This window comes from Duganella aquatilis, assembly GCF_009674565.1.
GTDB lineage: Bacteria > Pseudomonadota > Gammaproteobacteria > Burkholderiales > Burkholderiaceae_D > Rugamonas > Rugamonas aquatilis.
In genome coordinates this window covers 13,087-25,733 of record NZ_WKJL01000019.1, presented here as the reverse complement: position 1 = coordinate 25,733, position 12,647 = coordinate 13,087, and the positions used below count along the sequence as shown (strand labels likewise).

At 64.8% G+C, this 12,647-nt stretch carries 19 protein-coding genes; 11 read left to right on the top strand and 8 right to left on the bottom strand.

Translation table 11 applies throughout. The annotated features are described in order from the left end of the window. The first annotated feature begins 160 nt into the window (after positions 1–160). Together GJ698_RS21930 and GJ698_RS21925 are read left to right on the top strand one after the other, a co-directional pair. Positions 161–1,228, top strand: coding sequence for a porin (locus GJ698_RS21930; protein ID WP_154359991.1), 1,068 nt, complete (start codon positions 161–163; stop codon positions 1,226–1,228). Positions 1,229–1,263: 35 nt separating this feature from the next. After that, positions 1,264–2,100, top strand: coding sequence for a branched-chain amino acid aminotransferase (locus tag GJ698_RS21925; protein ID WP_154359990.1), 837 nt, complete (start codon positions 1,264–1,266; stop codon positions 2,098–2,100). A gap of 2 nt (positions 2,101–2,102) precedes the next feature. Here the strand turns inward: GJ698_RS21925 and GJ698_RS21920 are convergent, their stop codons facing one another. The 3 genes from GJ698_RS21920 to GJ698_RS21910 all read right to left on the bottom strand — a co-directional run bounded on the left by GJ698_RS21920 (position 2,103) and on the right by GJ698_RS21910 (position 3,529). After that, positions 2,103–2,630 (bottom strand): DUF3617 domain-containing protein, encoded by a 528-nt coding sequence (locus GJ698_RS21920; RefSeq protein ID WP_154359989.1) that lies wholly within the window; start codon positions 2,628–2,630, stop codon positions 2,103–2,105. A 62-nt stretch (positions 2,631–2,692) separates the two neighbouring features. Further along, positions 2,693–2,839: a lmo0937 family membrane protein gene (locus GJ698_RS21915; RefSeq protein WP_008446864.1), complete on the bottom strand. Its 147-nt coding sequence runs from the start codon at positions 2,837–2,839 to the stop codon at positions 2,693–2,695. A gap of 78 nt (positions 2,840–2,917) precedes the next feature. Then, positions 2,918–3,529, bottom strand: coding sequence for a glycine zipper 2TM domain-containing protein (locus tag GJ698_RS21910; RefSeq protein ID WP_154359988.1), 612 nt, complete (start codon positions 3,527–3,529; stop codon positions 2,918–2,920). Between the two features lie 121 nt (positions 3,530–3,650). Here GJ698_RS21910 and GJ698_RS21905 point away from each other — a divergent pair, with 121 nt between their 5' ends. After that, positions 3,651–4,370 carry a Crp/Fnr family transcriptional regulator gene (locus GJ698_RS21905; protein WP_154359987.1) on the top strand — a complete coding sequence of 240 codons (720 nt, stop codon included), beginning with the start codon at positions 3,651–3,653 and terminating at the stop codon, positions 4,368–4,370. A 43-nt stretch (positions 4,371–4,413) separates the two neighbouring features. Here the strand turns inward: GJ698_RS21905 and GJ698_RS21900 are convergent, their stop codons facing one another. Together GJ698_RS21900 and GJ698_RS21895 are read right to left on the bottom strand one after the other, a co-directional pair. After that, positions 4,414–4,638 (bottom strand): YMGG-like glycine zipper-containing protein, encoded by a 225-nt coding sequence (locus GJ698_RS21900; RefSeq protein WP_154359986.1) that lies wholly within the window; start codon positions 4,636–4,638, stop codon positions 4,414–4,416. A 106-nt stretch (positions 4,639–4,744) separates the two neighbouring features. After that, on the bottom strand, positions 4,745–6,706 hold the full coding sequence (locus GJ698_RS21895) for an AsmA family protein (RefSeq protein WP_154359985.1): 1,962 nt from the start codon (positions 6,704–6,706) through the stop codon (positions 4,745–4,747). A gap of 126 nt (positions 6,707–6,832) precedes the next feature. On the opposite strand from GJ698_RS21895, the gene GJ698_RS21890 reads away from it, so the two are divergent. From GJ698_RS21890 to GJ698_RS21860, 7 genes are all read left to right on the top strand, one after another. Continuing rightward, on the top strand, positions 6,833–7,222 hold the full coding sequence (locus GJ698_RS21890) for a DUF4398 domain-containing protein (protein WP_154359984.1): 390 nt from the start codon (positions 6,833–6,835) through the stop codon (positions 7,220–7,222). A gap of 17 nt (positions 7,223–7,239) precedes the next feature. After that, complete coding sequence (locus GJ698_RS21885; RefSeq protein ID WP_154359983.1) at positions 7,240–8,154, top strand: OmpA family protein; 915 nt, start codon at positions 7,240–7,242, stop codon at positions 8,152–8,154. Positions 8,155–8,183: 29 nt separating this feature from the next. Continuing rightward, complete coding sequence (locus tag GJ698_RS21880) at positions 8,184–8,729, top strand: ferritin-like domain-containing protein (RefSeq protein WP_154359982.1); 546 nt, start codon at positions 8,184–8,186, stop codon at positions 8,727–8,729. Positions 8,730–8,793: 64 nt separating this feature from the next. Then, positions 8,794–9,096 (top strand): ElaB/YgaM/YqjD family protein, encoded by a 303-nt coding sequence (locus GJ698_RS21875; RefSeq protein WP_154359981.1) that lies wholly within the window; start codon positions 8,794–8,796, stop codon positions 9,094–9,096. A 6-nt stretch (positions 9,097–9,102) separates the two neighbouring features. After that, on the top strand, positions 9,103–9,486 hold the full coding sequence (locus GJ698_RS21870; RefSeq protein WP_371865411.1) for a phage holin family protein: 384 nt from the start codon (positions 9,103–9,105) through the stop codon (positions 9,484–9,486). Between the two features lie 9 nt (positions 9,487–9,495). After that, the gene (locus tag GJ698_RS21865) at positions 9,496–9,885 is read left to right on the top strand and encodes a hypothetical protein (RefSeq protein WP_371865410.1); all 390 of its coding nucleotides are present in this window, start codon (positions 9,496–9,498) and stop codon (positions 9,883–9,885) included. After that, positions 9,882–11,039 carry a patatin-like phospholipase family protein gene (locus tag GJ698_RS21860; RefSeq protein WP_229260115.1) on the top strand — a complete coding sequence of 386 codons (1,158 nt, stop codon included), beginning with the start codon at positions 9,882–9,884 and terminating at the stop codon, positions 11,037–11,039. Before GJ698_RS21865 ends, GJ698_RS21860 begins: the two co-directional genes overlap by 4 nt. Before the next feature lie 18 nt (positions 11,040–11,057). Here GJ698_RS21860 and GJ698_RS21855 read toward each other — a convergent pair whose 3' ends face one another. From GJ698_RS21855 to GJ698_RS21845, 3 genes are read right to left on the bottom strand one after another with little or no spacing between them, the layout of a single operon-like run. Next, entirely contained in the window at positions 11,058–11,384 is a 327-nt protein-coding gene (locus GJ698_RS21855; protein ID WP_154359980.1) for a hypothetical protein, read from the bottom strand. 15 nt (positions 11,385–11,399) lie between these two features. Next, positions 11,400–11,552, bottom strand: a complete 153-nt coding sequence (locus tag GJ698_RS21850) for a DUF3309 domain-containing protein (protein ID WP_090192273.1) — start codon at positions 11,550–11,552, stop codon at positions 11,400–11,402. A gap of 60 nt (positions 11,553–11,612) precedes the next feature. Continuing rightward, positions 11,613–12,053, bottom strand: a complete 441-nt coding sequence (locus GJ698_RS21845; RefSeq protein WP_154359979.1) for a glycine zipper 2TM domain-containing protein — start codon at positions 12,051–12,053, stop codon at positions 11,613–11,615. Positions 12,054–12,281: 228 nt separating this feature from the next. Here GJ698_RS21845 and GJ698_RS21840 point away from each other — a divergent pair, with 228 nt between their 5' ends. Then, positions 12,282–12,596, top strand: coding sequence for a BON domain-containing protein (locus GJ698_RS21840; RefSeq protein WP_154359978.1), 315 nt, complete (start codon positions 12,282–12,284; stop codon positions 12,594–12,596). Positions 12,597–12,647: the final 51 nt, after the last annotated feature.

Sequence of the window (12,647 nt, the reverse complement as noted above, 5' to 3'; positions counted from 1 at the left end):
AATCAAAAACGCAGTATAACCGCTGACACCTGTGCGGTATGTACGCCAGCGAACATACGTTTCTGCGGCGAAATTGTACAAGTGCGTGGTCATGCGCACAGAGGGCGCGGGCATCGATGACTACACTGTTCATAACAGCTCACCGATTTTGCGAACCATCATGAAACCCGTCCTCGTCACCCTGGCACTGATTGCACCGCTCAGCGCGCTAGCGCAGACCGAAGTGTATGGCGTGCTCGATGCCGGCCTGGTGGCGGAACGTGGCTGCAGCGGCGATTGCGCCAGGACCAAGCTCGACAGCGGTGTCTCGACCGGTTCGCGTATCGGCATACGCGGCAAGGAAGACCTGGGCAACGGCACCTCGGCCATTTACACGGTGGAAGCCGGCATCCTCAACGATACCGGCGCCTCGGACCAGAACGGCCGCCTGTTCGGCCGCCAGGCTTATGTGGGGCTGGACGGTCCGCTGGGCGTGGTCACGCTGGGACGCCAGTACAATCTGGTGTACGAAGCGCTGACCGACGTGGCCGATCCCTTCCACGGCGGCATGGCCGGCAGCGCCGCCAACCTGGTCGGCTATACCACCAAGCGCTACGACAACACCATCAAGTACAAATCGCCGCGCTCGCGGGGCGGCTTTGTCGGCTCGGCGATCTATAGCTTTGGCGAATCGCCGTATAACAGCAAGGTCAACCGCGCATACGGCGCCACGCTGGGCTACGAGAACGGCCGCGCCAATATCAGCATCACCCACCAGCGCAAGGAAAACATGCTGGACGCCACCGGCACCACGCCGCCGGTCGACCAGTCAGCCAGCAACTCGCTGGTGGCGGCCAATTTCGACTTCGGCCGCTTCGTCGGCTACGCGGCATACGGTCACAGCAAGGGCGACGGCAGCGCGCAGTGGGATGAAAACAATCCCTACGGCGCAGTGGCGCAGCGCGACTTCTCCACCAACAGCCGCGACGTGCTGCTCGGCGTGGCGGTGCCGATGGGCGCGACGACCTTGCTTGCTTCCTACATCCACAAGGACGACCGCAGCCTGGCCGACCGCGACGCCAACCAGATCGCCGTCGGCGCCAGCTACGCCTTCTCCAAACGCACCAATGTCTACGCGTCGTTCGCCAAAATCCAGAACCGCAACGGCGCCGGCTACACGGTCGGCAATGCCAGCAATCGCGGCAGCGGCGACCGCGCCATCAACCTTGGTCTCAGGCACGCCTTCTAAACATGCTACATTGCTGGTTTTGACCAGGAAGCAGCATGTACCTCACTTACTTCAACGGCACTTGGGCCGAAGGCAATGCGCCGCTGTTTGGCGCCATGGACCACAGTGTCTGGCTCGGCTCGTCGGTATTCGACGGCGCCCGTTCGCTCAGCGGCCATATGCCCGACCTGCGCCTGCACTTGCAGCGCGTGATCACTTCGTCCGAACGCGTCGGCCTGACGTGCCCGCTGAGCGTGGATGAGATGGAAAAGCTGGTGCGCGAAGGCGTGGCCAAGTTCCCGGCCGATGCCGAGCTCTACATTCGTCCGCTGGTGTTCGGCACTGACGGCCTGCTGATTCCGGTGCCGGAAAAGAGCGCGTTCGCGCTGACCCTGTTCGACGCACCAATGCCGCCGTTCACCGGCTTCTCGGCCTGCCTGTCGGTGCTGCGCCGTCCGGATGCGTCGATGGCGCCGACCGACGCCAAGGCCTCCTCGCTGTACGCCAACACGTCCAAGGCGCTGCGCGAGGCCAAGGAACGCGGCTACGACAACGCCGTGGTGTGCGACAGCGCCGGCAACGTGGCCGAGTTCGCATCGGCCAATCTGTTCTTCGTCACGCCGGCCGGCCAGGTGGTGACGCCGGTGGCGAACGGTACTTTCCTGTCCGGCATCACCCGCGCCCGCGTGATCGAGCTGCTGGCGAAAGAGGGCGTCAAGGTCGAGGAACGCAGCGTGCGTCCGGAGGAGCTGGAAACCGCCGTTGAAATCTTCAACACCGGTAACTACGGCAAGGTCACGCCGTGCGTGCGCTACGAAGGCCGCACCTTGCCGGTCGGTCCCATCGCCACGCTGGCGCGCGACCGCTACATGGCGTTCTCCGACAGCCAGTAAGCCTAAGGGCGGGCAGGGCAGGTGGCGGACAGCCAGCGCCCGGTGGATTCCACCGTGGCGTTCTGCGGGCCGGCGCCGGTGTTGTTGGTCACCTGCATGGTGGCCGTGTACGCGTCTTCGCCCAGGAAACGCACTTGCCCGGTGCCGCTGGATGCCGGATCGGTGCAGCTGAACGACACGTTCAGTCCGCCCGGCACCGGCGTCTGCGTCGAGCGGCATTTGCCTTGCTGGCTCAGCGGCAGCTCCTTGCGCGCCGCCATTTCCGGCGTCACGCAGGCGCGCATCGTCAGTCCGCCGTCGCTGGTGGCCTGCGGCAGCGAGACGCCGTTCTGCGCCATCATCGCCTGCACCTGCGCGCGCTGTTCCGGCGGCAGCGCCGCCAGCTGCGACAGGCCGGCGCTGACCGCCTGGTCGGTCTGCGCATTGCCCGTCATGATCTTGTTATTCAGTTCCCACAAACCTGGCTTGACGGTTTGCGCCTGCGTTTGCGCGGCGGCCAGCAGGGCCAGTGTTGTCAACAGTGCTTTCATCAGTCGCTCCTTTGGAAATGAAAACGGCGCCCAAGGCGCCGTTTGAACCGCTGCGGAGAAGGCTACACGCCGCGTCCGCTAATCAGGCGCAGCAGCACCATGATGATGGCGACCACCAGCAGGATGTGGATGAAGCCGCCGATGGTGTACGAAGTTACCAAGCCCAGCAGCCACAGGATAAGCAGAACTACAGCGATGGTATAAAGCATGATGATCTCCTCGGGTTGTGTTGAAGCTATTATCAGCAATCGCCGGTCCGGCTTCTGTACGATGCCGTACTTAAATCCTTAGTCCATCGAACGCAGCTGGCCTTTGACGATGCGCACCGAGTCGCCCGAGCGCCATTGCGGCTGCGCCGACGAGTGGATGGTGCGCTTGCTGCCGTTATCCATGCGCACCACGACGTCCCAGCTGTGGGTGGTTTTCATATTGCCTTCGATCTGGTTGCCGGCCACCGCGCCGCCGACCGCGCCGGCCACCGTGGCGATCTGACGGCCATGGCCGCTGCCGACCTGGTTGCCCAGCAGGCCGCCAAGGATGGCGCCGCCGGCCGCGCCGACGCCGCTGCCTTGCGGACGATGTTCAATCGTGCGCACCGATTCCACCACGCCGCAGTTGCTGCATGGCGCGCTGCGCGCTTCCTGTTCCGGTGCCTGGCCCCGGCCTTGCGACACGCCAGGGGCCATGGCCGCGGCGCCGGCCGGCGGCGCGTCGTTGTAGGCCATCGGCTGCGAGGCTGCCGGCGCCGGCGGCAGGCCGCTTACGGCCGCCGGTACGCTGGCGTTGGAGGTTGGCAGCCAGCCCAGGATGGCTGCGCTGCCGACGCCGCAAAACAGTACCACCGCGACGGCGGCGATGACCATGACAGGGTGGGTGCCAGATTTGGTTTGGGTGTCCATGTGTGTGTCCTTTGTTATTAGGTGAGGTAGTGCACTGCAGCCCATATTTTCCCCGAGTACATCTATTGCTTCCGTGCGTCACCGTACATACAGAGCAAAACATTGCCCTTAATCTGATCCCATGCATACCTCTATCTCAACTACTCCCGACGAAGACCGGGCGCTGCCGCGGCTGGCCAATAATCGCCTGCTGGCCAGCCTGCCGGACGACGATCAACGCCAGCTCGCCGCCAAGTGCGAAACGGTGCGGGTGGACAACGGCCAGGTGTTGTCGGAGCCGGGGCAGGAAGTGCGCTACCTGTATTTCCCCATCGATTGCCTGGTGTCGCTGCTGGGCGTCGCCGAAGGCCGCATGACGCTGGAGGTCGGTTCCATCGGCCGCGAAGGCATGCTGGGCGCTTCCGTGGTGCTGGGCCACGAAATGGCGCAGGTGCGCGCCGTGGTGCAGCGTTCCGGCCGCGCCTACCGCATCGCCACCGCCGATTTCATCACCGAGTTCTACCGCATGGAATCGCTGCAGCGCCTGCTGTACCGCTATACCGACACCGTGCTGGCGCAAACCATCCAGATCGCCGTCTGCAGCCGCTTCCACGTGCTGGAGGCGCGCCTGGCGCGGTCGCTGCTGATCACGCGCGACCGCCTGCAGTCGGAGAAATTCCACCTGACGCACGAATTCCTGGCGCATGCGCTGGGCGTGCGCCGGGTCGGCGTCACCAAGGCCGCCAGCGCGCTGCAAAACCAGCGCCTGATCACCTACAGCCGCGGCAATATCGAGATCCTCGATTCGGCCGGCCTGGAAGCCGTCTCCTGCCACTGCTACGAAATGTTCAAGGACAAATAAAAAAACGGACCCGAGGGTCCGTTTGCTTTCTGCAGCGCCGCGATTAACGCGGTGGCTTTTGTACCTGGTTACCGATCACGCCACCCACTGCCGCGCCGCCGACGGTGCCGACTGCGCTGCCGCCGGTCAGGACCGAGCCGGCCACTGCGCCAACGCCTGCGCCCACGGCGGTGTTACGGTCTTGGTTCGACATGCCTGCGCATGCGCTCAGGCCCAGGGTCGCGGCCAGTACGGCGGCGGTTGCTGCAATTCGCTTGACGTTGTTCATGATGTTCTCCTCAGGCAGGTTAGACGCGGTATTGCGCCTTCACCGATGCCTCCAGAGTACGAAACTTGCGTAATCGCTTCCGTTCGTCAGCACACACTAGCGGCAATCAGTGTTGCGGCTTGCCGGCCTGGGCGATCAGGGCCTGGCAGCCGGCCGTCTCGCCGGTGCTGGTGCTGACCAGCGGCACGATGGCCGCCACCGGCGCCACCACGGCCAGCGCCAGCGCGCTGCCGGCGCGCAAGGCCATGGCGCCCTTGTCGACGCTGATGTCCGGTTGCTTGAAGGTGCCGCGTACATAGATCGGCGCGCGCAGCGAAATCACCCGCACCGATTTGGCGTCCGGCTTCAGCGTCAGGTCCAGCTTCTCGTTGCCGAGGTTGACGGTGCCGTGGACGTCGATGCGCGCCTCCGACGTGTCTGCCACGAACAGGCGCGAGTTCATCACGCCGTTGCTGACGGCGAAGTCCGTCACCATGCAGTTGAGCTTGACCTGCTTGTCGCCGACCAGCTTGGTCATCACCACGCTGCCGAGGTTCAGGCCCATGGCCTCCAGCAGCAGCTTGCTGACGCTGCCCTGGTTGACCACGCCTTTGAATTCGCCGTTGGAGGCGCCCAGCAGGCTGGCCACCGAGTTGCCGGTGGAGGTCAGCGCGACGTCGGCGTTGATTTCGCCGACGGTGGCCTGCATGCCGTCGATGGACGGGAACAGCTGCCGCAGTTGCAGGTGCGCGGCCTTGGCCTTCAGATCGGCGCGGATGGCGTGGGCGTTGACCTTGCCGCTGCCGTCCAGCACGATGTTGGAGGTGAAGCGGCCGCCGGCGATGTCGAAGTTCATCGGCTTCAGCGCCAGCACGCCGTCCTTCAGGTGGATCTGCGTTTCCAGGTTCTGGATCGGCAAGTCCTTGTTGCGCGTGATGCGCGCGGCCTTGAAGTTGACGTTGGCGTCGATGGCGGTCCAGCGGTCGGTGCGGAAGGTTTCCACCGGCAGCACCTTGTTGCCCGGCTGGAGCTCCTCGGCGCCGCGCGCTTCCTTGCTGGCGTTGGAGTCGGCGCCGATCAGCGGGCCGAGGTCGGACACCTGCAGCAGCCTGGACTGGATATTGCCGCTCAACAGGGAACGCGGCGCGCCGGTCTTGAAGTCGAGCTTGCCGGCGATGTCACTGGCGCCGACCTTGCCGGTGAACTGGTCGTAGATCCAGTGGCTGGCGTTGGCGCCGAGGTTGCCGGTGAGGTGGCCCTCGGTGACGAAGGGCGGCGTTTCCGGCAGCAGCACGCCGGTCAGGCCGTACAGCCGCGCCATGCTGGGACCGGACAGCTTGAGGCGCATGTCCAGCGCGGTCAGCGCGGCCGGCTTGGTCAGCGTGCCGTCGAAGCTGATGCTGGTGCCGCCGACGTTGAGGCTGGCCGCGAGCGGGAAGGGCGCGGTCTGCTTCTGCAGCGACAGCACGGCGCCGGCCTTGCCGCTGCCCTGGATGTCCTGGTTGTTCCATTTGCCGCGCAACTGCCAGCTGACGCCGTAGCGCGGGTCCTTGATGGTGTCGACCTGGGCGCTGGCGTCGACGTGGGTCATGGCATCGATGTAGCGCACCGTGCCCTTGGTGAAGACCACGCGCTGCACGTCCAGCGACCACACCGATGCCTTGTCCTCGCTCTTGAAGGTCCAGTTGTTCTTGCCGTCGGCTTCGCGCTGCAGCAGCAGCTTCGGATTGTCGAAGCGCAGCTCCGGGATCTCGATGCGCTGGCGCAGCAGCGGCAGCAGTTCGACGGCAAAGGCGAACTGGCCGACGCTGGCCAGTTCGTCCGGCGCCTGCATGCCGCGCGGATTGCCGACATGGACGTCGCGCGCCACCAGGTGCGGCATCGGCAGGAGTTCGCCCTCGTTGCGCCACGCCAGCGACACCGCGCCGCGGATGTCGAACGGCCGGGCGATGGCGGCGCTGATGCGCTCGTTGAGCCAGGGGCGCGCCTGGTTCCAGTCGTAGCTGGCCAGCACGACGGCGGCGACCAGCGGCGCGGCGACGACGCCGCCAACGGCAATGGCGATTTTGGTAGGGCGTGGAATGGACATGGTCGATCTGCTTTTTATAGTTGCCTCATTTTACACACTCAGGGTTTTTGTGCGGCACCGTACTGATGTCCGTGCGCTATCGGCTTATAAAGTCATCATCGCCTGAACAATTTGAGGAGAACAATAATGATGACCATGAATACCCAGTGGCAAGTGCTGTTTGGCGCCGTGATGCTGGCCGGCCTGGCCGGCTGCGCCAGCGACAAAACCCCGGCCACCGCCGACGTGGCGGTGTCGCGCGAAGCCGTCAGCGCCGCCACCGCCGCCGGCGCCGCCGACCTGGCGCCGGCCGAAATGCTGTCGGCGCGCGAAAAACTGATGCGCGCCAACCAGGCGCTGGCCGCCAAGGATTACAAGACCGCCCAGGATCTGGCCACCCAGGCCCAGGCGGATGCGCAGCTGGCCCAGAGCAAGGCCAACTCGGCCAAGGCCACCGCCGCGTCTGACGAACTGCAACAAAATATCCGCCTGCTGCGCGAAGAAGTGGCGCGCGCCAACGCCGCCAGCCAACAATAATTGAGGGAGAAGCCATCATGAAAAAACTGATACTGTTGCCTACCGCTTTTGCCGTGTCCGTGATGTTTGCCGCCTGCAGCAGCACGCCGACCACCACCAGCCAGCTGGACCAGGCGCGCGGCGACTTCGTTGCCGCCCAAAGCAATCCCTCGGTCGCCGCCAACGCGCCGCTGGAATTCAAGGCCGCTTCCGATGCGCTGGACCGCGCCAACGCCGCCGCCGCCAAGCGCGACAGCCTGGACGAGATCGACAAGCTGGCCTATATCGCCAAGCAGAAGATCGCCACCGCGCAGGAAGCCGCCAAGGCCAAGCAGGCCGAAGCTGACGTGGCCAACGCCGCCCGCCAGCGCGACGAGATCCGTCTGCAGGCCCGCACCGCCGAAGCCAACCAGGCCCGCATGAGCGCCGACCGCGCCAAATCGCAAGCCGAGCAGGCCAAGGCCGACGCCGACGCCGCCCGCGCCCAGGCTGACGCCGCCGCCAGTTCGGCGCGCGAGGAATCGGCCAAGAACGCCGCGCTGCAACAGCAGCTGGCCGACCTGCAAGCCAAGCAGACCGACCGCGGCATCGTGATCACCCTGAACGACGTGCTGTTCAATGTCGACCGCGCCGAACTGAGCGCCGAAGGCATGCGCACCGCGCAGAAGCTGGCCGACGTGCTGCTGCAGGAACCGCAAAGCGTGGTGCTGGTGGAAGGCTTTACCGACAGCACCGGCACGTCGTCGCACAACCTGGACCTGTCGCAACGCCGCGCCGAATCGGTGCGTAACGCGCTGATCGGCCTGGGCGTGCCAAGCGCCAAGATCGCCACCCGTGGCTACGGCGAGGCGTATCCGGTTGCCAGCAACGGCGACGCCGGCAGCCGCCAACTGAATCGCCGCGTGGAGATCGTGCTGTCGCAAAACGGCGCCCCGATCGCCAACCGCCGCTAATTCACCTCTTACTTAGGAAGGAAAGACTCATGGCTGAATCCAATCCCACCCCACCGGCAGGCATCGATAAAGAAGCCATCCGCGCCGCCGCCCGCAATCTGGAAGACGGCCCTGTCACCTCGGGTTACAAGGGCGACCGCCAGGCCGTCATCAAGATGCTGAACGAGGCGCTGGCCACCGAGCTGGTGTGCATCAACCGCTACAAGCGGCACTACTACACGGTCAGCGGACGCGAGAACGCCGCCATCAAGGCGGAGTTCCTCGAACATGCCAACGAAGAGCAGGAGCACGCGGATTGGCTGGCCGAACGCATCGTCCAGCTGAACGGCGACCCTGATTTCAATCCTGCAACGTTGCTTGACCGCAGCCATGCCGAGTATGATGCGTCAGAGGACGTGCAGTCGATGGTGCGCGCCAACCTGATCGCCGAACGCGTGGCGATCGAGGCCTACCGTCAGATGATCGAGCAGATCGGCGATACCGACCCGACGACGCGCCTTCTTTTGATCAAGATCATGGCGGTCGAAGAGGAGCACGCCGACGATATGCGTGACATGATGACCGAGCACGGTTAATCGTACGGCCCGCGCCGATTTGCTGTAAAGTTTTCACACCGACAACCAAAACAGGAGCTTTATCATGCTGGAACAAAACATCAGTACCGTGAATAACGACGTGAAAACTCTGGTTAAAGATGCCCAGGCATTGTTCACCGCCGCCACCGCACTGACCGGCGAAAAAGCCGAAGAACTGCGCGGCCGCGGCATGCGCGCGCTGGACACCGCCCTGGCCAAGGCCCACGAAGCCCAGGTCAGCGCGCTGGCCGCCACCAAGGAAGCCGCCAAGCACGCCGATGAATACGTCAAGGAAAACCCGTGGCGTTCGATCGCAGCAGCTGCCGGCATCGGCCTGCTGATCGGCGTCATCATCGGCCGCAAGTAAGCTACCGTGGCGCACGACGAAGACAATCGTCCGCCGGGCTTGATCGCGTCGCTGGGTCTGGTGACCCGCAACGCGATCGGCCTGCTTTTGAACCGGCTCGAACTGGCCGCTTTGGAACTGGCGCAGGTCCGCAACCATCTGCTGCAACTGGTGGTGGTGTTCGCGCTGGCCGTGCTGCTGGGCGGCTTTGCCCTGATCTATGCCTCGGTCACCATCGTCTACCTGGCGTGGGCCGCCATCGGCTGGGTGATCCTGCCGATCATCACCGTGGTGTTCCTGCTGATCGCCATCGGCCTGATCGTGTACGCGCGCGGACTGCTGCGTAGCGGCAAGCTGTCGCTGCCGGCCACCATGGCGGAACTGAAATCCGACCGTGACATGCTGTTGTAAGGAGAGGCCGTGAGCAAGCTTGAAGACGAGGCCGCCCTGGCGGCCGAGAAGCAAAAAATCATCCGCGAAGGCGAGTTGTACCGCATCAAGCTGGTGCACTCGAAAGCGCTGGTCGGCCAGGCCTTGCAGCCGGACGCCCTGATGCACGGCGCCATCGACCATGCGGTCGGCCTGGCGCAGGCGCGCCTGGGCGGCCTGCTGCACGGCGGCGCCTCGGGCGGCTTCAGCCTCAGTTCGCTGAAGTCGCTGAGGTCGCTGGCGCCGTACGCGCTGACGGTGGGTTCCTTCATCGCCCGCCGCAAGTTGATCAAGCCGGCGCTGGCGCTGGCCACGGTGGCCGGCATCGGCGTCGCCTGGCTGCTGCGGCGCAAAACCTCGACGCAGTACGAGCAGCCTTGAGCGCCGCTCCCAACCCGCTGAATCCCGCAGGCTTGCGCATCGTGCTGGTCCTGCAGGGCGGCGGCGCGTTGGGAGCGTATCAGGCCGGCGTATTCCAGGCGCTGCATGAACACCAGCTGGCGCCGGACTGGATCGTCGGCACCTCCATCGGCGCCATCAACGCCGGCATCCTGGCCGGCAATCCCCATGCAACCCGTTTGACGCGGCTGCGCCAGTTCTGGCAGGGCATCGCCCATCGCGACAGCTACGACATGCGCCACGTGCCCGATGCCCAGCGCCGTTCCAACATCGTGCTGCAGACCTGGGATACGCTGGTGCGCGGCGTGCCGGGCTTCTTCACGCCCCGATTGTTCAGCCCGTTTGCTGCCGGCGCGCGCGTCAATCCGGAGCAGGCCAGCTTTTACGACACCGGCGAGCTGCGCGATACGCTCAACGAGCTCATCGATTTCGACTACCTGAACGCGCCGGGCGGCATCCGCCTGACGGTCAACGCGCTGCAGGTCACCAGCGGCACGCTGCGCGGTTTCGACAACCGCGAGCTGACCATCCATGCCGACCACATCCGCGCCAGCGGCGCGCTGCCGCCGGGCTTCCCGGCGGTGCGCATCGACGGCGAGCTGTACTGGGACGGCGGCCTGTACTCCAACACGCCGCTGGAAACCGTGCTGGACGACAGCAAGCAGGTCGACACGCTGTGCTTCATGGTCGACCTGTGGAGCGCCGACGGCGAAGAGCCGGTCACGCTGGACGAGGTGCAGACGCGCCAGAAGGACGTCACCTTCGCCTCGCGCTCGCGGCGCCACCTGACCGACTACGTGGCCACCCACCAGATGCGGCAGAAGCTGCGCGAGCTGTACTCGGCGCTGCCGCCGGCAAAGCGCACGCCCGAGCAGACGCGCGAACTGGAAGCGCTCGGCTGCGACAGCACCTTGCACGTGGTGCGCCTGCCGTACGCCGGCCGCGACTGGAACATGGCCGCCAAGGACATCAACTTTTCCGAGGGATCGATCAACTGGCGCTGGGACCAGGGCTATCAGGACGCGCTGCGCGCCATCAAGGCGGCGGGCTGGCTGAGCTTCGTGTCGGAGGATACACCGCTGGTGGTGCATGAACTGCCGCCGCTGGCCGTGCCGGGCGGCGAACGGGCCGCCTGAGCGGCAGCCCGTAGCGGTTTATTTCTGCGCCACGGTCTGTGGCACTTTGGCCATGTCGTCGTGGTAGGTCTGCTGCGCTTCCTTGATGCAGGCGCTGCGTTCGCTGGCCGGGCCTTTCTGGCAGGCCTGTTTGGCTTCGGCCAGGGCCGCGCCGATTTCCTTGCGCAGGGTGCGCGTCTGTTCCGCGGTGGTCTGGTCGCCCTGCGACCAGCGCGCCGGCTCGCCCCTGGCGATTTCCTGCCGCTGCAGCTGGGCGTTCTGTGGTGGCGTGGTATCGGTTTGCTGGGCGTGCACGGCCAGGGCCGCGCACGCCATCATCACGCCGGTGACGATGCGATGAACCATGATGTCCTCCCTGGTTTAGAGCCTGCCGGTCAGCAGCATGATCAGCAGTATAACCACGATCAGGCCGGTGATGCCGCTGGGCGCATAGCCCCAGTTGCGGCTGTGCGGCCAGGTAGGCAGTGCGCCAATCAGCGCCAGAACCAGAATGATCAGAATGATGGTACCCATGGAATTCTCCTTGTCGTTAGCGCTTGTAGTGAGAGATGTTGAACTGGTCCTGGCCGCTGATTAATAGCGGTACAGGCGGCCGTCGATCAGGCGCACGCGGTTGCCCACGCGCAGATCGTAGGCGCTGTCTTGCTGGATGATGCGGGTATCGCCGTTGTCCATGCGGACGCTGATCTGGTATTCCTCCTTGCCGGCATTGCGGTTGTTCTCGACATTGTTGCCGACCACTGCGCCGCCGACCGCACCGGCCACGGTGGCCACGGCGCGGCCCGAGCCGCCGCCCACCTGGTTGCCCAGCAGGCCGCCGATCAGGCCGCCGGTCACGGCGCCGACGCCGGAACCGCCACGGGCCTGCATGATCTGGATCGAATCGATGGTGCCGTAGGTGGACGAGTCGTTGCTGATATAGCCGATCTGTTGCGGCTGCTGGTTGCTGGCGCAGCCGCTCAATACGGCAACGCCGGCAAAGATGGCGGCGGCAAGCGTGGTTGAGCGTTTCATGTTGTTCTCCTGAAAAAGTGTGAGTCCAGAATAAACAGCGGACGCGGCAAGGTCTGTGCGCTTACGCACGATGGACAGCGTCACCGCGCGCATCGCCGTTTTGTACGCTAACGTACAGAGGACTGGCGCGAAGCAGCGTTTAATGGCGACATCGGTAGCAGAGACGGCAAACAAACGTCCCGCTGGCTGACAAACTCATTGTTCTTAAATACTCCAAGGAGAATCGCCATGAAAATCGCACATAAAATCGCTACTGCCCTGTTCACCGTATCGCTGCTGGGCGCCATGACCGGCTGCGCATCGACCTCGTCCAAAGAAGGCACCGGCGAGTATGTCGACGATTCCGTGATCACCACCAAAGTGAAGGCCAGCATCTTCAACGAGCCTAGCCTGAAATCGACCGAAATCAACGTTGAAACCTTCAAAGGCACCGTGCAGCTGAGCGGCTTCGTGGCCCAGCCTGAAGACATCGCCAAAGCCGGCAGCGTGGCACGCGGCGTCAAAGGCGTAACGGCTGTGAAAAACGACCTGCACGTCAAGTAATTCCCCCGGCCGGCGCGCCCAGCCGCGCCGGCGCTTTTCACTGTGAGTCAT

Bases quoted from the DNA above. Each gene is read 5' to 3' on its own strand.
- GJ698_RS21930 (WP_154359991.1), top strand. From the start codon at position 161: ATGAAACCCGTCCTCGTCACCCTGGCACTGATTGCACCGCTCAGCGCG.
- GJ698_RS21925 (WP_154359990.1), top strand. From the start codon at position 1,264: ATGTACCTCACTTACTTCAACGGCACTTGGGCCGAAGGCAATGCGCCG.
- GJ698_RS21920 (WP_154359989.1), bottom strand. From the start codon at position 2,630: ATGAAAGCACTGTTGACAACACTGGCCCTGCTGGCCGCCGCGCAAACG.
- GJ698_RS21915 (WP_008446864.1), bottom strand. From the start codon at position 2,839: ATGCTTTATACCATCGCTGTAGTTCTGCTTATCCTGTGGCTGCTGGGC.
- GJ698_RS21910 (WP_154359988.1), bottom strand. From the start codon at position 3,529: ATGGACACCCAAACCAAATCTGGCACCCACCCTGTCATGGTCATCGCC.
- GJ698_RS21905 (WP_154359987.1), top strand. From the start codon at position 3,651: ATGCATACCTCTATCTCAACTACTCCCGACGAAGACCGGGCGCTGCCG.
- GJ698_RS21900 (WP_154359986.1), bottom strand. From the start codon at position 4,638: ATGAACAACGTCAAGCGAATTGCAGCAACCGCCGCCGTACTGGCCGCG.
- GJ698_RS21895 (WP_154359985.1), bottom strand. From the start codon at position 6,706: ATGTCCATTCCACGCCCTACCAAAATCGCCATTGCCGTTGGCGGCGTC.
- GJ698_RS21890 (WP_154359984.1), top strand. From the start codon at position 6,833: ATGATGACCATGAATACCCAGTGGCAAGTGCTGTTTGGCGCCGTGATG.
- GJ698_RS21885 (WP_154359983.1), top strand. From the start codon at position 7,240: ATGAAAAAACTGATACTGTTGCCTACCGCTTTTGCCGTGTCCGTGATG.
- GJ698_RS21880 (WP_154359982.1), top strand. From the start codon at position 8,184: ATGGCTGAATCCAATCCCACCCCACCGGCAGGCATCGATAAAGAAGCC.
- GJ698_RS21875 (WP_154359981.1), top strand. From the start codon at position 8,794: ATGCTGGAACAAAACATCAGTACCGTGAATAACGACGTGAAAACTCTG.
- GJ698_RS21855 (WP_154359980.1), bottom strand. From the start codon at position 11,384: ATGGTTCATCGCATCGTCACCGGCGTGATGATGGCGTGCGCGGCCCTG.
- GJ698_RS21850 (WP_090192273.1), bottom strand. From the start codon at position 11,552: ATGGGTACCATCATTCTGATCATTCTGGTTCTGGCGCTGATTGGCGCA.
- GJ698_RS21845 (WP_154359979.1), bottom strand. From the start codon at position 12,053: ATGAAACGCTCAACCACGCTTGCCGCCGCCATCTTTGCCGGCGTTGCC.
- GJ698_RS21840 (WP_154359978.1), top strand. From the start codon at position 12,282: ATGAAAATCGCACATAAAATCGCTACTGCCCTGTTCACCGTATCGCTG.